Here is a 19,985-nt window from a genome sequence, read left to right on the forward strand (position 1 = left end):
CGCTGGTCATACCTGGTTTATCAATGTTCTCTAATACAAACTTTTTAAAAGCCAATGTAAACCTTATTGAAGTATCAGTAACTCGAAAAGTGTATGGATTGCTAAGTAATTCTGCTTTTTCAGCTTCAGTATAGTGATGTCTTGAACTCATAATAGTTATGCTCCTAATAATGAAAGGATAACATCCAGATGTGGTCATTAACAATAACACAATTGTCCGAAAACACGGTATTGCCTTCAAAAAAATGTATAAAACAGATTTTGGGCTGTATTTTAAATGGGTATTACCACATGAAAGTGGGTCTAAAGTGAATTGATATGTGTCCACTCTATAGGTAGTAGTTTACTATGATGAGGGGTGGCTGCAAGTCTAAAATCAGGCTATGAGCCCAAAACTTGTCTGATTGCAGGTGGCCGGGCTATTGAAAACGAGCTATATGCCCAAAGCAACACCTAGCGTTCTTTATTAAAATACTACCTATAGAGTGGAAACATACAAACTACCTTTAGCCCCACTTCCAGCATGCAGCCTAAAAAAGCTCCGCGCTCATGTTTCCATGAAACTAGCCTCTCCTGCTGTTCCTAAATGCAGAACCTGAAGCACCTTGAAGTAGCACCCCTACTGTTCTCGGATTCAGAGCCAGAGGCTTTTGTAACCAGCCACACCGTAAGGTGCTTGCCATTGACGGGTTCTGAGGAAAACGCTACAATGCTTATCCCGACGGTGCATGAATGAAGCTACTGTTCCCATCATCCTCACCGTCGGCTCGCAGACCAAAGCGTTTTCCTTAGGTTCAGTCAATGGTGGCGGACGCTGCCGAAATCTAAACTATTCTAAGAGAATAATGGAAAGGTTCAAATGACTTGATTTTTAATAAGTCACTTCCCCCCTGACTCAATTACATACGTACAAAAAGAGAGTATTTATGCGAAAGCAAAATACTTCCACAAAAATACTCTCCTGTTCTACATAAATACTCTCTTATTCTATTAAGATATCTTATGAATAGCTTTCTTAGGACACTTCTCTACACAAGTACCGCAATGTGTGCACTTCTCCTGATCGATGGTTGCCACATTGTTTTCCACAGTGATCGCGCCGGCAGGACAATTCTTTTCACAAATATGGCAGGCAATACATCCAACCTTACAATATCCGTTAACAAGTTTGCCCATATCCTGTGATTTGCAGGCAACTGACTCCTGCGCTGAGTATGGAATAAGATCAATAAGGTGTCTTGGGCAGATGTCTATGCACTTTCCGCAAGCCTTACAATTCTCTTTATCCACAACTGCTACGCCATTAACCACATGAATTGCATCAAATTGGCAAACCTGCACGCAGCTTCCACCGCCAAGACAGCCATAAGAACAAGTCTTTGAACCGCCGCCCGGAGCCTGTGCCTGAAGTCTACAATCTGATACGCCCTTGTACTCATATTTCTGAGCAGCATTCTCGCAGTCACCGTTACAATGAACAAATGCGACCTGTCTCTCTGTTTCAACAGCTGCAACTCCCATTATCTCTGAGATTGCTGCTGCAACAGGAGCACCACCAACAGGGCACTGATTAACTGCTGCCTCGCCTTTAGCTATGGCAGCCGCACAACCTGAACATCCGGGGAAGCCGCATCCACCGCAGTTATTACCAGGAAGTGCCTCTAAAATAGCAGCTTCTTTTTCATCCACATCAACATGCAGTTTCATGTCTGCCAGTCCAAGGATAAGACCAATCACAATTCCTACACCGGCTACAACTGCTGTTGCAATGATAATTCCATAGGTCATAGTCTTTTATCTCCCTTTATCACTCACTTCAAAGCTGAGAATCCGGTAAATGCGATAGCCATAAGTCCGGATGTCAAAAGAACCATTGGCATTCCCTTAAATGGTGCAGGGATGTCATTGTATTCCATTTTCTCTCGAAGACCTGCCAGAATTACAATAGAAATTGTAAAACCGATAGCTGTGGCAAAACCGCAAATTGTACTCTCAAGAATTGTGTATCCATCAGTTACGTTATTGAGGGCAACACCAAGAACTGCACAGTTTGTTGTAATAAGAGGAAGATATACACCAAGTGCCTGATATAAGGAAACGATGTATTTCTTCAGAATCATCTCTACGAACTGAACCAGCATGGCAATTACCAGGATGAATACAATAGTCTGAAGATATGAAAGATCAAGTGGATTCAAAATAAACTTATAAATAATACTGCACACAAGTGAAGCAAGTGTGATAACGAAGATACATGCGCCACCCATTCCAAGAGCTGTATCTGTTTTCTTTGAAACACCAAGGAATGGACAAAGTCCAAGGAACTGGCTAAGTACTACGTTATTAATAAGTGAAGCTGAGATCATCAGCCCAATTAAACTAAGTATTGTCTCTCCCATGATTACTTAGCCTCCTTTTCTGCTGCAATCTTATCTGCCGCTTTTTCTTCAGCTGAGCCGCAGCACCCCTCGCCAAATTTTGAAGTATCCTTGCCTTTCTTGGCCATGTTCGATTTGATCTTGTTCATGATAGCGATCAAAAATGCAAGAACAAAGAAAGCTCCGGCCTGCTGTACAAAGATGCTGATTGGCTGATATCCGGAAAGGAATGCGCCAACTGGTCCGGGAACAACTGTACCTGCTCCAAGGATCTGAACATCAAAAGCTGTGCCTGCTCCGACAAATTCACGTACAAGGCCAATAACTGTGATAGCACAGGTAAATCCGATTCCCATTCCTATTCCATCAAAGAAAGCCGGAACAACGCCATGCTTACTTGCGTATGCTTCTGCTCTACCAAAAATGATACAGTTAACAACGATAAGTGGAATATATACACCAAGCGCGCTGTTAAGTGCCGGTACATAGGCCTGCATAAGAAGCTGAACCAATGTAACGAATGAAGCAATAACTACGATAAATGAAGGAATTCTGACAGTTCCCGGAATTACCTTACGAAGAGCGGAAATAACCGCATTACTAAGCGCCAATACAAAAGTTGTTGCAAGTCCCATTCCGAGACCATTTATAGCTGATGATGTTACTGCCAGGGTAGGGCACATACCGATCATCAACACAAGAGTAGGGTTTTCAGCTACAAGGCCGTTAAAAAATCTCTCTAAAGGAGTATCTTTCTTAAATCCTAAAGCGCCCGTTTTTACATCTGCACTCATGACTGACCTCCTTTCAAAACATTCTCAAAGTAGTTCACAGCTGCATTCACACCATTAGTTACGGCCCTTGAGGTGATCGTTGCACCTGAAATAGCCTCGATCTGTGTGGCTGAATCTGTCATCTGACCATTCTTAACAACTGAGAACTGCTGAGCATTTTTGTCAACGAACTGTGGAACCAGCACCTTTTCTGCATTCATTCCAAGTCCGGGAGTTTCAGCAATTGAAATGATTGAAATACCATTTACATTTCCATCATTCGTAATACCAACTGTATAAGTAATGAAATCGCCATATCCTTTTGAGCTTACCTGAATGACATAACCAAGAGCTGCACCCGAAGCATCCACTGCCTCTTTTACGCTCTCAATAGTAACACCCGGGAATGCTGCACCAGCCTGCTGTGCGCCGGCTTCATCAATCTCAGCATCATTAAATGTTGCAGCTGCTGCGAATACTGACTGGTTTGCCTTATCCTGTGCAAGCTTTTCCTGATAAGCTATAGGCTCTTTTGTCACCTGGTATACAACTCCAAGAAGTACACCTGCGACCAAAGTAATTGCAAAAAGGATCAGGGCGTTTTTAATCATGCTCTTTGTATCGTTCATGTTATTTCGCCTCCTTTTTTGCAACTCTCTTTATACCAAAGGCTCTTGGAATAGTGAACTTCTCGATAAGTGGAACAAGAAGGTTTGAAATGATGATTGCATATGAAACGCCTTCAGCATTTGCTCCAAATATACGGAATATTCCGGTCAAAAGACCTAAGATAAAGCCATAGATATATCTTCCCTTGGTAGTGATAGGACATGTTACATAATCAGTTGCCATAAAGAAGGCACCAAGCATAAGTCCGCCACCTGCAAGGTGTGCTGAAATATAGGACCAGTTAAATCCATATCCTCCAAAAAGACCTACGAAAATAATAAAGGTGATTATGTAAGTAAATGGAATTACGTAATCGATAATGCCTATTGCAAAAAGGATCATAGCTCCGATTGCAATGCAGAGCATTGATGTCTCACCGATAGTACCTGCTGTTCTACCGATAAGCATATCCATTACGTTGACCTCTACACCATTCTTCAAATTGGCAAGTGGTGTAGCTCCTGTGTAAGTATCTGTAACGAAGTTGGTCATGATAGCAGGGAAAGAAATAACCAAAAAACATCTTCCACCAAGTGCCGGATTCATAAAGTTCTGACCAAGTCCGCCAAAGAGCTGCTTAACAAGGATAATTGCGAAGATACCTCCAAGGATTGGGATCCAGAATGGAACCGTTGATGGAAGGTTAAGTCCCAGCAAAAGTCCTGTTACTACAGCGGAGAAATCTCCGATAGTTATCGGCTTGTGCATTGCTTTTTCGTAAATAAACTCTGAAAGCACGCAGGAAGCAATCGATAATAAAATAATAATTAGTGCATCCAAGCCAAAGTTATAGATACCAAAACCTGTTGCAGGCAAAAGAGCTATCACAACCCACATCATAATATTTGAAGTAGTAGTTTTGGACCTCACATGGGGATTGGATGATACGCTTCTTAAATCACTCATCTTATCTCGTCCCCCTTACTTTTTTCTTTTTCCGAGCTGTATTTTTCTCATGCCCTTAATAAGCTGAGTAAGCTGGCGTCTTGCCGGACAAATATAGCTACAGCATCCACATTCACAGCATTCCATTCCATACATATCAAGGAATGCCTTCTCATCACCATGTTCAACAGCATCTGCCAGATTCTTGGGGATAAGTCTTTCAGGGCAGGCCTCTACGCAACGTGCACAGTTGATACATGCACTTGGCTCAAACTCTGCAACTTCATCCTTAGTAAGGCAGGTAAGTGCTGAAGCTGTCTTAGTGGTAGGAACGTCGAGATCAAAGATTGCAAATCCCATCATAGGACCGCCAGAAATGATTTTGGCTGGTTCTGTCTTAAATCCGCCTGCATCCTCTAATAGCTCTTTATAATTGGTTCCGATCCTTACCTTATAGTTTCTTGGATCTGTGATAGCGTCACCGGTAATAGTAACAATTCTCTCCATGAGAGGACGTCCCTCTTTTACCGCTCTGCACACAGCACAAAGAGTATCAACATTGTCTACGATACATCCAGCATCTGCCGGAAGCATTGAAGAGTTGATCTCTCTTCCTGTAACTGCATAGATAAGCATACGCTCAGCGCCCTCAGGATACTTCGTCTTGACGGGCTTAACGCTTATCTTTTCCTCATCTTTTGTTAATTCTTTGAATTTAGCGATTGCATCAGGCTTATTGTCCTCAATTGCAAGGATTCCTCTCGCATTAGGGAAAATACTAACCGCAATCTTAAGACCTTCCAACAAAAGCTCAGGCTCTTCGATCATACGCCTGTAGTCGGAAGTCAGATATGGCTCACACTCAGAGCAGTTCGCGATAACATAGTCGATCTTATCCGGCTCTTTTGGTGAAAATTTAACAGCAGTTGGGAATCCTGCACCTCCCATACCAACGACACCAGCCTCTCGAACAGCTGCAATCTTGTCCTCGGCGGTCATTTCTTCGTACGGTTTTAATGGCTTAAATTCCACTTCGTCATACTTACCATCGTTTTCAACTATGATGCTGTCACACATAGCTCCTGTCGCAAGACGCCTTGGCTCAATTGCCTTGACTGTTCCTGAAACAGTTGCATAGATGGGCGCAGAAACAAAGCCACCTGCTTCTGCAATCTTCTGTCCTGTAAGAACATGATCCCCAACAGCAACGATTGGTTTAGCCGGTGCACCTATATGCTGTGATATCGGATACACCAAATCCCCTTTAGGGAGGACTGATTTGATGGGCTTATCCTTGGATAATTCCTTACCTTCGTAAGGATGGATTCCGCCCGTAAAAGTACCTCTTGCCATCTCCTACCCTTCTTTCATATTTTTGTTTATAGTGAAAGTACTGTGCCAATCCCAGCACTTAATACTACTTATACAATTATACTAAATTTTGTACAAATTTGCTTGATTAATATCAAAATAATCTGTCAATTTTTATCCACCTGTCTATATATTGTGTTAATGAACCTTTCCACCCTATATATCGGTTTATAGGTACGTTATATTTGATTTATTGTAATTTAATGCTTGCCATCAAGCCCAGTATTTCAGCAGCTCCCCACCTTTAGCAAACACATGTTTGATTGTTTTCGCTATTGCCAAGTGCTATTGTCATGTGCAGCGAAAATGATTTCGCTTAACAACACACATATATTCTATGGAGGGAATTAGTGTTATGCAAAAGAAATTTCTAGTATCTTTAACAGCAACAGCTACTGCTTTCTCAATGCTCGTTGCACCAAGTCTCACTGCATTCGCAGAAGATGCAGCAGCTGAAGAAACTTCTACTTCAGTAAGCAATCCCGAAGCAGGATCCCAGTCATCATCTGAAGGTAGCAGCACTTCATCCGCAACACCAGAAGATCAGACATCTCCTGTAAATTTTAATGATGGTCAGAAGCATACAGTCGGAAATGTCACTACTAAAGATGGAGGAACTGCTGTTACAGCATATAACGAAGGCACTATCATAAATGTTGAAGGCACAGTTGATGCTTCTGGCGTTAAAGTAAATAAAAACGACGATACTGTTACCTACAAGGGCGCAACCGGAGTCTCTGTTTCTAATGGTGCCAATGTAATTATTGAAAAAAATGTAACAGGTGGTTCCCGTGGTATCTCCGCAAATAATGATTCCAGCCTTACTGTTAAAGGTGATGTAACAGCTACCGGTACAGATCAGACTTCTTATAAATGGAATAATGAAACTCAAAAATATGACATTCAAGAGAATTCCGTTTCAGGTATCGGAGTCGAGACAAACGGGGATGCAACTATAAATATCGGTGGCGATATATCAGCTTTCGATGATGGCATTCTTATCAATCCTGATAATTATGACAATAAAGGATCAATCATTGTAGAAGGCACAATAACTGCTGCTTCTGATACAGGCAAAGGAATTCAAATATACAAAGTGCCAAAGAAGTATGACGGTATAACATTTGATGATGTAAAAGATGCTCTGGATGATGTTCCGGAATTAACTATATATGAAATAGATGCAAAATATCCCGTGTACGTTAGGATGGCCACTGCTGATGATCCTGATAATCCTAATCAGAAAATAGAAACTGCTGTAATAAACGCAATTAACTACATAGTTAAGCAGAATAAGGAGTCTGTAGACAAATACGGAATGGCCGTCTCTGGAACAACAGCAATAGACAAATATGATACAGTAAAGATTGGTCAGGAGTTTACAGTAAAAGTTGATGAAATTCCTGAAGGATATGAGCTTAACGCTGGTGATAATGTAAAAGTAACCAAAAATGAAGATGGTTCTTTCACTCTTAAGCTTGAAAATGAAAAAGGTGGTATCTACGTTCAGGTAAGACTTATCCCTGTATCTAATCCTGATGGTTCCACATCCTACGTTGTTGAACCAACTCCTGAACAGTTTGATAACAATAATCAGGACAGAACAGAAACACCACAGTCAACTGCAGGCGCAATTGTTATTTCAAACAATCAGGGCGCCGCAGATACTCCTAGCACAGTTGCTGCAATAAGCGGCACAAAGCCAGCTCGTACAGCATCTTACAACCTTGGTACCGTTACACCTATCCAGTACAAGGAGTCAATCATTGCTAACGTAGCAGCCGCTCCAGAGGGTGGTGCTTTCAATATTCAGACAGACCGCGTATCATGCTTTGACAAAAAGATGATCCAGGCCTTTGCTTCACGTCCTGACATTGATGTAAACGTAGTATTCACATACGGTGGCAAGAAACTCAAAGTTACTATACCTGCAGGATATGACGTAAATAAACTTCTTGATGACAATGGTTACTGCGGATTCTTAAGACTTATGTCAATTCTTGGTGCTACTGAGCTTTAATAATTTAATCAGATCAACAAAAAAAGAGTCGCATCTGCGGCTCTTTTTTTATTGTTTTTATTCACCCTTCTATGAATCCCTTACAGTTCAAGCACATGTGCGATCACATGACAAGCGTACAGGCTCATTGCAAATCTGCTCTTTTTCATATTCTCATTAAGGTCAAAGAAAATATTCTTATCGTTATAATCTGATTTAAAAAACGGAGCAAAGCACAGGTTCCATTCCTGTAAATACTGTCCCTCTTTTTTGGTGTAACAATTCTCAGGTGACGCCTTTACTCTGTAATCTTTGTCCACAAAGCTGGCAATTGATTTATGCAAAGCTGTGTCTTCCTGTGGAAGATAGTAATAGTCCTTATAATTAGAATAGAAATACTTCAGTGTTGTTTCGTATAATGGAACCCTAAGAACTGCTTCCGTTCCATCAATCTTGAAATAGCATCCGTCAAGATTCCCTGAAAGTGAAGAAGGAAGAGGCTTCGGAACTGACAGTTTCATGTAGACTTCCTTTTTCTGCGTTCCATCTATGTCGTTATAGTAGTTGGCCTGAACTTTTTTAGCACGAACAGGCAACAGCTCAAGCAGTTCTTCCGATGATGGAATCTCCGCGTCAGTTCTGACAGCTTCTTTAGGAAGCTTTGAAAAAGAGTTAAAGAACTCTTTATACTTAAGCATTGTAAGAACATCAAACATTCCTTTGACATCTTCAAAATTGTGAAGCATAAGGAGCTTTAACTTTTCAGCATCTTTGGAAACAGTATAGTCCTGATAGATAGGAATAAGCTTCCCTCCATCATACTTATCTTCTCTCTGACTTCCCAGATAAAGCTCAATTGTCTTTTGTTTGCAGTCAAGAAGGCCCAACTGCTTTTTATATGGCTTTACCTCTTTATAAATATCAAGGGAACTCATATGCGCAAACGGATTTGAAAGTCCATACTTTTCAAATTTGGCTAAAAGAAATGGAATATCAAATCTGTCACCGTTAAAGTGGATAAGTATCTTATACTCCCTGGAGAATTCAATAAACGCCTCAAGAATCTCTTTTTCCTGATCAGGTGTCTCAGCAAAAAACTGACAGACGTGCCAGTTACCATTATCATGATAAGCACATCCAATAAGGTATATATCAGCACTCTTGGGAGAAAGCCCAGTAGTTTCAATATCAATAAAAAGAAAATCTTCAGGCTTGCAGTTTAACAGATCCGGCAAAGTCCTTACAAAATGACTACCAGAAAGAACAATTCCCTCACTAGTCTTAATCATACACGTTTCCTCTTTCGTAATAATACGAAATCTCCTATAAGAATCATTTTATCAAATAGGTATAATAAAGCAAGAAGCGGTTCACAGATACCAGATCATCTGCAAACCGCCTCTTGGAGTCTATGTTATTCAGTTTCCTGATGCTGGAGCCTGTTCATTTGCAGGTGCCTCACCTGATGGCGCCTGGCCATCAGATGGCATTTGGCCACCGGTTGGGGCCTGACCGCCTGCTGGCATCTGGCCGTCAGTTGGTGCCTGGCCCTGCATCATACCACGGCCGCCCATGCCGCCGTGGCCACCCATCCCCATGCCTCCGGTGCTGTTAGTTGTATTAATGCTGTCTGCTGTAATCTCACCTGACTGGTCACCGGCTGTAAATGTGTAGGTCTCGCCTGAAACAAGATCTGCTGAAGAATAAGTGACTGCGCTTGCACTCTTGATAAGCGTAAAGCTTGCAACTTCATTTCCTGATGAGTCACTGACTGTAATAACAGTTCCCTCTTCGAGCTTCTCACTAAATACATAAGTAATTGTCTGCTGAGTTGATGAAGAGTCTGCATTTTCAAGCATTCCTGATGATCCAACCGCTGTCACTGTTCCTCCGTTTATAACGAAGATACCCTGATTTTCAGTTCCTATGTCAATTGCGGCATTCATATCTTCTGAAGGGCCATCAACATATACTGTTCCACCATTTATTGTAAGGTTCTTATTTGAATCAAGTCCGTCACCGCTGGCATTTACATAAACAACACCGCCATTTATTGTAATATCAGGATCTGTAAGGGTTGTAGATGCGTTAAATCCATCATCTGAAGATGTTACGGTTATTTCACCATCATTTATAGTAATGACTCCCGCTTCAATTCCTTCATAGCTGTCTTCTACAGTTATAGTTCCTCCGTTGACTGTAAGGTTTGTGTCTGAATGTACTCCATCATCTCCGGATGTAATGTTAAATGTTCCGGAGTTTATAACAACATCTGATGTTCCGTGAATTGCATCGTCCACTGTATCAATTGTAAATGTACCACCATCAATTGTCATAACACCTTCTGCTTTGATACCTTTCTGGCTTACGCTGTTTGAATCTGAATCTGTAGAGTCGGCTGCATCATCCATCATTCCTCCGCCAAAGCCACCGTTGCCCATTTGAGGTGCCTGACCTTCTGGCATCTGTGGTGCTTCACCTGCTGCCGGTTGTGTCTCTGCGCTATCGGACGTCTGTGCTGCTCCGCTGTCTGTAGGCTGCGCTGCTTCGCTTGCAGAGTTCTTTGAGAACATGCCTGCGCCGCCTCTTCCGCCACCCATGCCGCCACCGCCTGGCATAGCTTCAGATTTCTTTTCAGCGGAGGCAGAACCATTTCCTGTAAAGATATCAAAATATCCATCTGAGATATTGAGAGTTCCATCTGACTGTATTGCATCACCATAAGAATCAATATCAAATGTTCCTGATGTTATGTTAAGTTCTGTTCCTGCCTTAATTCCATCATTTGCAGAAACCAGTGTGAGATCAACGTCACTTATTGTCAGTATTTCTTTTGACTGAATACCATTGTTGATGTATCCATTAACAGTAAGTGAACCGCTTCCTAATACAGTGAGGCTGCACTTTGCCATGATCGTTGCCTTCTGACTGTTGCTAAATCCTTCATCCACTGATTCTGTGCTATCCGTACTTGCAGATGCACTTGCAGTATCTGCAGAAGATGTTTCAGTTGCAGCGCTATCAGACTCACCAGCTGCCACATTTGTTTCAGTACTTGCATTTGCTTCGTCAGTAGCTGCCTTAGCCTCTTCATAGGTTGTCTCTGTTCCGCTTGTAAGCACGTTCTCAGTGCCTTCCATCACGTAGATAGTTGCGCTGTTTGCGTATTCAATATAGATTGCATCCTTCTCGCTGTTTGTAATTGTCACTCCGTTCAGAACGATCGTTACATCCTGGCCCTCAGCCTCAACTTTGATTCTTCCTTCAGTTATAGTTCCACTGAATGAATAAGTACCACCGGATGTGATTACAATGTCATTATCTTCTACACTTGCTCCGTTACCGCTCACAACTGATCCATTATCGGAAAGTGTGATCACTGCTGTAACATCGCTTAAATCTATACTTGCATCAGAACTTGCAACAACTGTCGCACTCTCTGTACTTACTGTGGCTGTCTCATTTCCACCTGTTGTTGTCCCACATCCTGCAACCAACAAAGCTACTGCCATTACTGTTGCAAGTCCAATTCCCATTTTTGATTTCATTTTTTTATTGATCATATTTTTCTCCATTCTACTTTTCACATGCCTTTAGGCTGTTCTTCAAACTCATTCTCTTTGTCTACAATGCCATTCTAAAAAAACAACCTAAATCCAGCCTAAAAAAATATTGAGGAAAATATAAATTCAGGGTGCAAAGCAATTTCCAAAAACACAAAAAAACTCACACTGATCATCCAACCAGTGTGAGCTTTAAATATTATCTTTATTAAATTAGTCGCCTATACTGAATATGCGAATCTGTCACGCAGAAAATCCACACATTTAATCATCTGGCCTGAGCCCATGTAACTCCGTACATCTGCTCCATGAGTTTTCTGAGTTCATCCTTCATGGAATTGCAGGCAGATGCTTCATCTACAAAGTTCATAACTCCGATGCGTTCTTTTTTATCCTGGAAAAATACAGCCCAACCATTCTCAGTTTTATCAAGGCATATTCTATTCTTATGATGTCCACCAATTTTGTAAAGTTTTGATGGTACCAAGTGTTCTTTGAAATATTTCTGAAGTTCTTTTGCGTTCATAGTTGCCTCCCAAGTGAAATCTCTATTTGCCATCATGAAAATAGTGGTTTCTTAAATGATTGCATGTAGTTTTGATTACTACATATAATATATCACATAACTACTTGGGTGACAACATCAATTTGTATCCCTGTTCACATACTTATTGTGGAACTTGGAATAAACGATCTTTTGACTGCTGTAAAGGCTTGAGTATCCGGAGAAGGTATAGCTTAATGCAACAGCCAAAAGATAATATGGCATGCCTTTGAACCCGAATAATTCAAAGCAAATAAATAGTGATGAAATAGGACAGTTGGTTACTCCGCAGAACAGAGCGCCCATTCCGATAGCAGCACAAAGAGCCGGATCAAATCCTAAAAGCTGTGAATAAAGGCAGCCAAAGGTAGCACCTATATAAAGCGCTGGCACAATTTCACCACCCTTATATCCTGCGCCAAGAGTCAGCGCTGTAAAAACGATTTTCAAAAGAAATGCAAAGTAAGGAGCTTCGCCCTTTAAAGCCATTTCAATCACATTCATTCCAGCTCCGTTGTAGTACCTTGTTCCGGAAATAAATGTAAGAGCCGCAACAATGCAGCCACCAACAAACACTCTCAAATACGGATTGGCAAAAAACTTCTTATAAAGTCGTCCGGATATTTTCAAACCGTCACAAAAGATCACGCTCACTACTGCACACAGGATTGCAAGAATCGCAGTAAATATCGCATTATAAACAGTAAACTCAGGTACGATGTTTACTGCAAAGATTTCTCCCTGAGCTCCTAAAAACTCCGCTACTCCTGAAGCTACCAGAGCCGATACAACACAAGGCACAAGAGCTGAATAGTACATGATACCTACGTTCTCAATTTCCATCGCCATAAAAGCAGCAGTCATAGGCGTTCCGAAAAGCGCTGAAAAAGCAGCACTCATACCACACATAGTGATGATCTTTATATTTCCATCTTTGAGCCTGAACAGTTTTCCAAGATTGTAGCCGATACTTCCGCCCATCTGTAGCGCCGCACTCTCACGACCTGTTGAACCACCAAACAGATGAGTCAAAGTCGTAGAGATGAAAATAAGCGGAGCTTTGGTAACAGGCAGGTTCTCCCCCGCCTGGATCGACTTGATCACAAGGTTTGTTCCCTTATCCTCGTAATCCTTACAGAGCCTGTACAGGAACACTATCAAAAGACCTGCAAAAGGAAGTCCTAAAATAATTAAGTCATGCTCGCTTCTAAAAGCTGTAGCCCAAACTATAGCACGGCCAAAAGCTGCACCTATAGCTCCAACCACAATTCCTGTGATGCTTCCAAGAATTATCCACCTGAAAAAGACTCTTATTCTCCCAAGCAGATCCATCTCCGGCATATGATCTATGATGTATTCGATAGGATTGCTGTTCTTTTCTTTATTTTCCATACACTTAACCTCAAACTTCTATAAAGTATTACTCTTAGCGCGGCAATACCGCGATATTTTTAGGATTATGACATATTTGCCCCTTTTTCGTAACACTTTTTTGGAATAACCATAAAACTTTCACAATTCAAAAACTAAAATCTCATAACATGCAAACAGGGCAATGAAATGCCTTCTAAGCACTGCACTGCCCTTTGTTTATCATATCACTTATTACTTGTACTGGCTTACATTGGATGCATCCACAGATTCAAACGGAACATAAATACATTTGTGATCCTCTGTAGCATAATCGATTCCCTCAATCGTACCGCCGCTTCCAAGTGCTATAGCCGCCTTTACAGCTGAAGCTCCCTGGCCTGCTGCGCTCTGAAGAACTGTAAATGCCATCTCACCGGAAGAGATTGACTCGCAGCCATCTGCTGTTGCATCGACGCCGCACACAGGAATCTTGGTATAATCCAGACCATATTTCTTCATTCCACTGATAACACCAAGAGCCATTGTATCATTGTTACAAAAAACAGCATCAACGCTCTGCCCTGTCTTCATAAAGATTCCAAGCTTATATTCAGCTTCAGTGTCAGACCAGTTTGCATAATCCTTAAAGACGTATGTTGCATTGCAGCCATTTTCTTTTAAAGTCTTGATAACTGCATTAGTTCTTCCGATTGTAGCTGAATGTCCCTGCTCTCCCTCAAAAATAATTACATTTAGGCTTGAAGGATTGCCCAGTTTTTTAAGAACATATTCAGCCTGAAGCTGTCCGGCCTGCTCCTCACTTGAACCTGCGTAAATATACTTATCAGCAGTAAGATGCTCATCTGAAGGCTGGTTGTTAACATAGATGATCGGAAGATTTCCTGCTGCCACATTCATCTGAAGAGCTGTGCTGGCATCAGATGGTCTCAGGATAATTGCTGTATATCCCTTTGAAGCTGCGGTTGCTACAAGCTCTGCTTCCATCTCAACGCTTCCGCCTGTCTCAACCAGATCAACAGTCGCTCCGCTGCTGGTTGCTGCTGATGTAACCGCATCGGCCAGCTGGCCTCTGAAAGTATCAGTAACATCATTCATGATCAAAAGAATTTTTGCCTTTCCGCCACCACCAGTGCTCGCCGTGCTTCCTGAAGCAGCTCCGCAGCCTGCGATGACCGTAACCAGCAATAATCCTGTTAAAAGAACTGTAATAATCTTTTTCATCTTACAAGCCTCCTCAAATCTTGAACTTCTGAACATAAGAAGTGAGCGTGTGGCTGGTTCCTGCAAGTTCTTCAGAATTATCTGCCACATCCTGACTACTTCTGGTGATATTCTCAGCCATCTCAACCATATTCTCTGATGTAGCAAGGATCTCATCTGCACTGGCTGCCTGTTCCTCAGAAATGGCTGCTACATTGGTTGCAACATCATCAACCTTCTGCACATCTTCTATCATGTTCTCAATAAGCTTGTTGGATTCTTGAATATTGTTATAAATCTGGTCAAAAGTACCAACGGCAACGCCGATAAGTTCACTGTTTTCCTGAATGCTTGTAGCACTGGCATGGGCCTGTCCCACCGCATTCTCTATAAGTTTGTGCACCTCTTCAATGAGGTTTGCGATATTCTGAGCACTTTCCGCTGATGTCTGCGCAAGTTTACCAATCTGGGTAGCAACAACAGCAAAGCCTTTTCCTGCTTCACCTGCTCTTGCTGCTTCTATGCTGGCATTAAGAGAGAGGAGATTTGTTTCCTCAGCGATCTCACCGATCATTCCAACAATATTTGTGATCTCTTCAGAAGCTGTTCCAACCTTGTTGATAGAATTAACAAGCTCGTTATTTGCAGCTTCGATATCCTGCATGGCTGTGCTGAGTTTCTCCATGTCCTGACGACCTTTTTTAGAAATCTCAACAGTTTCCTTCATGCTCTCATTGGCCTTGTCACTATTATCTCTTGTATCTGAAACAATAGTCGCAAGAGTTGTAGCATTCTGCGCAATATCATTAACCGCTGTAGCAAGCTGATCAACGGTCTCATTGAGCTGCTTCATAGCCTCTGACTGAGCCTGCGAAGCATCATACATTGTTCGTGAAACCTGATCACTGCTGTCAGACTCCTGTCTTAGTTTCTCTGATTCCTCGCTGATACTTCTAAGCATATTTCTCATGGAAGTAACAAACTCTGTAACCTTGCCTCCCATGATTCCGATTTCATCATTGCTCTCAGAATTAACTTCAATTGTGAAATCTCCCTCTGACATAGCTGTGATATTTTCTGTAATATGCCCAAGAGGAGCGATAACTCTTCTAACAACATAGAGAATTGAAACAACTATAAGAACAACTGCGATAATACCGATAATGATAAGCAGATTACTCATCTGTGTTACCGCACTTAAGATAATGCTTGTAGGAATATATGATACAAGCACCCAGTCAGTTCCTTCTATTTCCTTAAAAGCTGTCATGTATGTTGCAATCTCTTCAGTTGTATAATCGCCGGCTGAAAGCTTTTTGTATGCTCCATCAAGAAAAGCATCTGATGATGAACCGGTCAGCTTTGTTGATACAAGGCTTGAATTTCTATGGGCAAGGATCGTGTAATCAGACTTATCCACAAGGAAAGAGCTTGCATTTGTCATTTTTACACCGGAATTAACGATGATACTGATGGCGTCAAGTGGCACGTCAGCTGCAAGGACCTTCAGCTCATCACCTTCCATATCTAAAATACCTGTAGCACTGATAACTGTTGTACCAGCCGCATCGGAATGTGCTCCGCCATAAGCCATATCCACTCTTGTGATACCCTGCTTATACCATGCACTCCCAAGGACATCGGACTCAGTAATTTCAGATTTAGCCGCCTTGATAAGCTTTCCACCTGAAGTTCCAATATATAATCCGTTTGGACAGCTTGAATTGTAACCATAGAACATATCCAGCATACCTGAAAGTTCGCCCTCTGCAGGATTCTCTTTTTCTATAAAGTATTTAACTGTGCTAAAAAACTGCAGGTTCTCACTAAGCCATGCCTCGATATTATCGGCCTGGTTTGAAATAGACGACTCAAGAGTTTCATTCGCCATCTCAGTCATTCTGCTCTTTGAAAGAAGCGACGCCACAAGAACAAGCGCGATAACCATCGCCGATACAAGCGGAACGATGTAGCAAATAAGCTTAGTACTTATCTTTTTTGTTTTTTTCTTTTTTTCAGTCTTTTCACCCATTTTTCTCTCTTTCTCGCTTTCGCGGACACAAAAAATAGCACATTACTAAATCGGTAATGCATGTTTATTATAGCATCAACCATTTAGAAATGTGCTTGATTTCGTACTAATTTATACAATTTTCAGACAGTTTACAAACTGTTTATCAATCCTTCAATTCCCTGTGATCTGTAGATTTCTTTGTAATACTGCACTTCATCCTTGATAATTGAATCTATCTGCTTCATACCAAGGAGCTCCACAGGGGCCTTGTCATCAGTCATGATATTCTCGCCCGCTTCATACTCAGTTGCAGTCAAAAGAGCTCTCTCCATCATGGCCGCCAGTTTTTCATTTTGCTCTTTTGCCGCATTGCTTTTTAGATTAGTAAGGAACTCATCTGACTCAGTAGCAAACAGCTCTTTGTTGGTCGCTCCCGGAACATCAACTACTACAACGTTCTTAAACACTGATGAAATAGTGTCCGCCAGATACGTGTTGATCGTAGCTTCCTGACTTCCACTCTGGGTCTCATCACTGTACATGTTCATGTTAACCACCATAATACCGCCTGGTGCCAAATGTTCTTTTACCAGGGAAAAGAACTCCACAGAAGACATCTGAAATGGAATAGTAATGTCCTGATATGCGTCAACCATGATAACGTCGTATTGGTCGCTGACTGCTGCCAGATAGGCCCTTCCATCGTAAGTTGTAACTGAAGTAGTGTCAGGAAGTTCAAAATACTTATGGGCAAGATCCGTGATCTTATCATCAATCTCAACGCCGGTGACATTTACATTATCAAAATATCTGCTAAGCTGTGTCGCGTATGTGCCTGATCCCATTCCAAGAATAAGCACATCCACATCCTCACCATTTTCCGCCTTGTCTTTTACTCCGCACATGTAGGGAGCTGCCATGGCATAGTCATAATACATACCGGTCAGCGCACCTTCTTTTACCAGAACAGATTGAACTCCAAAGAGAACGTTTGTGGAAAGGATCACAGAATTTGGTGTTTCTTTTACCTGAAGATAGTTGTATACTGACTCACCTTCATAGGTAAGGCCATTCTCCCAGAAAGCGAAGCTGGTGCTGTGTCCAAAGACGCAACATATAGCAAAGATCAGTATCCCCACTATTACCTTACTTAGATTTTTTTTTTGAGTTTTTCCTTCTGCCTCATCAGGGCTTAAGAAATAACAAACACAAAGTGCTACTAAAATACCTGCGAAAATAAGGAATGTAACTGAAGTTCCAACTGCAGGGATAGTTATAAATGTGGGAGCAAAAGTTCCGATAATGCTTCCTACTGTATTGAATGCACCGAGAGTTCCGATGATCCTACCGTTATCCTCAAGGGAATCCGTTGTATATTTAGCAAGGCTCGGTGTAACAGTTCCAAGCAAAAACAATGGATAAACAAACACAATCATACATGCCGCAAAGGCTGCGATCACGAGGAAATTAGAGTTAACAGTAAATACCAGAATTGCTGATATTCCAAGTATTATGTATTTTCCAACAACTGGGATCAGCGCTATCCAAAGAGCTGCAATGAGAACCCTTCCATAGAGTTTCCCGGGGTCCTTATCCTTATCTGCTTTTCGACCGCCGTAGATGTTACCAAGTGCCATGGCTATCATGATCGTTCCGATTATTATAGTCCAGACAATCTGTGATGAACTAAAATATGGTGCCAGAAGTCTGCTTGCACCAAGCTCTACCGCCATGACAGACATTCCTGAAAAGAACTCTGTCAAATAAAGAAATAACTTGTTTTTCAGTATTTTTTTATGTCTCATTTACTCACCCAACATTTTTAATTTTATTATGCCCGTATCAGTCATTAAATTTCTTAAGTTCTGACGCGGCAAGCGGAATAGCCAGTCCAAAAGAAAGCACATCGGCACAGGACTGCGCCATCTCAACTCCAAGAATACCTAATAATGGAGGTAATATCAATATCATTGGTATAAAGAAAAGTCCATTTCTTGAGGATGCCATTATGGAAGCTTTGACACCTTTTCCTATAGACTGAAGCATCATGTTGCTGATAACGATGGTTCCTGAAAGAGGCAATGTGCAGGCCTGAAATCTGAGTGCTGCAACACCGACCTCCATCGCCATCGGATTTTTAGAGAAAAGAGCTATTATATCCGGTGCGAAAATAAAGCACACAAGGCCTATTCCAACAAGAAATACTGTTGAATACTTCACGCAAAAAATGAATCCCTCTTTTACCCTCTTTGTAAGGCCTGCACCGTAGTTAAATGAACAGACGGGCTGATATCCCTGACCAAATCCTATAAGAGCAGAAGCCATCATCATCATGACTCTTCCCGCAACAGACATTCCTGCGATTGCAGCGTCTGAGCCAATAGCTCCTGCAGTTCTGTTAAGGATAAGAGTCGCAATAGCTGCCATTCCCTGTCTGAACAAAGAAGGCGCACCGCCATTTACGATTTCTTTTAGATAATAACCATTGATGTGGACATTTTTGATGCTGAGCTTGATATTTTCGCCCTTGCTGGTTCCAATTAAAAGAACAATAAAGCTGGTAACCTGTCCCATTACAGTAGCAATCGCAGCACCTCTGACCTGCATGTGGAAAACCAGGATAAGAAGCGGATCAAGAACAATATTCATGACAGCGCCGCACATAAGTCCGATCATGGCATATACAGCGCTTCCCTGAAATCGCAGCTGATTGTTTATAACAAACTGGGCCATCATAAAAGGAGCACCAAACAGGATTATCCTCATGTAATCCATGGTGAACTGCATGGTTGTGCTGGTGGCACCAAGAAACTGTGCAATCTCTTCCACATAAATGTTTCCAACTACTGCAAATATAACTCCCAGGATCAACGACAGTGCAAATCCGGTGGATGCCATCTCATTGGCTTCTTTATGGTTTCCGGCCCCAAGCATTCTGGAAAGGAAATTGCCTGATCCGTGGCCGCAGAAAAAACCTGTTGCCTGAATAAGCGCCATCACTGTAAATACAAGTCCTACGGCTGCCGTTGCTGCGGTATTGACCATTGGATCAGATGACACCCTTGCTACAAAAAAAGTATCTGCCGTGTTATAAATAGCCGTTACCAGCATACTTATGATAGTCGGAACAGACAGTGACAAAATAAGCTTTGGTACCGGTGTTGTTGTTAAATATTCTCTTCTGTTTTGTGTTGCCATTAAGTATATAACCTATT

Annotated in this window: 15 protein-coding genes; 1 reads left to right on the forward strand and 14 read right to left on the reverse strand. The window is 41.7% G+C overall.

The genetic code is table 11. The features are described 5' to 3' along the window. Nucleotides 1–990: 990 nt before the first annotated feature. Genes G585_RS0114585 through rsxC form a run of 6 tightly spaced genes read right to left on the reverse strand, consistent with a single transcriptional unit; the run spans nt 991 to nt 6,058 of the window. Nucleotides 991–1,788 carry an RnfABCDGE type electron transport complex subunit B gene (locus G585_RS0114585; RefSeq protein WP_022775986.1) on the reverse strand — a complete coding sequence of 266 codons (798 nt, stop codon included), beginning with the start codon at nt 1,786–1,788 and terminating at the stop codon, nt 991–993. 23 nt (nt 1,789–1,811) lie between these two features. Continuing rightward, on the reverse strand, nt 1,812–2,399 hold the full coding sequence (locus G585_RS0114590) for an electron transport complex protein RnfA (protein WP_022775988.1): 588 nt from the start codon (nt 2,397–2,399) through the stop codon (nt 1,812–1,814). Nucleotides 2,400–2,401: 2 nt separating this feature from the next. Then, nucleotides 2,402–3,172: an electron transport complex subunit RsxE gene (rsxE, locus tag G585_RS18320; protein WP_022775989.1), complete on the reverse strand. Its 771-nt coding sequence runs from the start codon at nt 3,170–3,172 to the stop codon at nt 2,402–2,404. Continuing rightward, nucleotides 3,169–3,780, reverse strand: coding sequence for an RnfABCDGE type electron transport complex subunit G (locus G585_RS0114600; RefSeq protein WP_022775990.1), 612 nt, complete (start codon nt 3,778–3,780; stop codon nt 3,169–3,171). The genes rsxE and G585_RS0114600 overlap by 4 nt, the downstream gene beginning before the upstream one ends. Nucleotide 3,781: 1 nt before the next feature. Further along, a complete protein-coding gene (locus tag G585_RS0114605) occupies nt 3,782–4,726 on the reverse strand; it encodes an RnfABCDGE type electron transport complex subunit D (RefSeq protein ID WP_022775992.1) in 945 nt (314 codons plus the stop codon). 15 nt (nt 4,727–4,741) lie between these two features. After that, entirely contained in the window at nt 4,742–6,058 is a 1,317-nt protein-coding gene (rsxC, locus tag G585_RS0114610) for an electron transport complex subunit RsxC (protein WP_022775993.1), read from the reverse strand. 373 nt (nt 6,059–6,431) lie between these two features. On the opposite strand from rsxC, the gene G585_RS0114615 reads away from it, so the two are divergent. Beyond that, the gene (locus G585_RS0114615; protein WP_022775994.1) at nt 6,432–8,096 is read left to right on the forward strand and encodes a hypothetical protein; all 1,665 of its coding nucleotides are present in this window, start codon (nt 6,432–6,434) and stop codon (nt 8,094–8,096) included. 80 nt (nt 8,097–8,176) lie between these two features. Here the strand turns inward: G585_RS0114615 and G585_RS0114620 are convergent, their stop codons facing one another. The 8 genes from G585_RS0114620 to G585_RS0114655 all read right to left on the reverse strand — a co-directional run bounded on the left by G585_RS0114620 (nt 8,177) and on the right by G585_RS0114655 (nt 19,968). Then, entirely contained in the window at nt 8,177–9,364 is a 1,188-nt protein-coding gene (locus G585_RS0114620) for a ribonuclease H-like domain-containing protein (protein ID WP_022775996.1), read from the reverse strand. A gap of 129 nt (nt 9,365–9,493) precedes the next feature. Continuing rightward, nucleotides 9,494–11,638 carry a carbohydrate-binding domain-containing protein gene (locus G585_RS19170; RefSeq protein ID WP_022775997.1) on the reverse strand — a complete coding sequence of 715 codons (2,145 nt, stop codon included), beginning with the start codon at nt 11,636–11,638 and terminating at the stop codon, nt 9,494–9,496. Between the two features lie 268 nt (nt 11,639–11,906). Then, nucleotides 11,907–12,164, reverse strand: a complete 258-nt coding sequence (locus tag G585_RS0114630) for a hypothetical protein (RefSeq protein WP_022775998.1) — start codon at nt 12,162–12,164, stop codon at nt 11,907–11,909. Nucleotides 12,165–12,281: 117 nt separating this feature from the next. Then, the gene (locus G585_RS0114635) at nt 12,282–13,574 is read right to left on the reverse strand and encodes a chloride channel protein (protein WP_022776000.1); all 1,293 of its coding nucleotides are present in this window, start codon (nt 13,572–13,574) and stop codon (nt 12,282–12,284) included. A 213-nt stretch (nt 13,575–13,787) separates the two neighbouring features. Further along, complete coding sequence (locus G585_RS0114640; protein ID WP_022776001.1) at nt 13,788–14,777, reverse strand: substrate-binding domain-containing protein; 990 nt, start codon at nt 14,775–14,777, stop codon at nt 13,788–13,790. A gap of 13 nt (nt 14,778–14,790) precedes the next feature. Then, complete coding sequence (locus G585_RS0114645) at nt 14,791–16,788, reverse strand: methyl-accepting chemotaxis protein (RefSeq protein WP_022776002.1); 1,998 nt, start codon at nt 16,786–16,788, stop codon at nt 14,791–14,793. A 131-nt stretch (nt 16,789–16,919) separates the two neighbouring features. After that, nucleotides 16,920–18,575: a spermidine synthase gene (locus tag G585_RS0114650; protein WP_022776004.1), complete on the reverse strand. Its 1,656-nt coding sequence runs from the start codon at nt 18,573–18,575 to the stop codon at nt 16,920–16,922. A 37-nt stretch (nt 18,576–18,612) separates the two neighbouring features. Further along, nucleotides 18,613–19,968: an MATE family efflux transporter gene (locus G585_RS0114655; RefSeq protein ID WP_022776005.1), complete on the reverse strand. Its 1,356-nt coding sequence runs from the start codon at nt 19,966–19,968 to the stop codon at nt 18,613–18,615. Nucleotides 19,969–19,985: the final 17 nt, after the last annotated feature.

This window comes from Butyrivibrio sp. AE2015, assembly GCF_000420825.1.
In the GTDB taxonomy this organism is placed as follows: Bacteria; Bacillota; Clostridia; order Lachnospirales; family Lachnospiraceae; genus Butyrivibrio.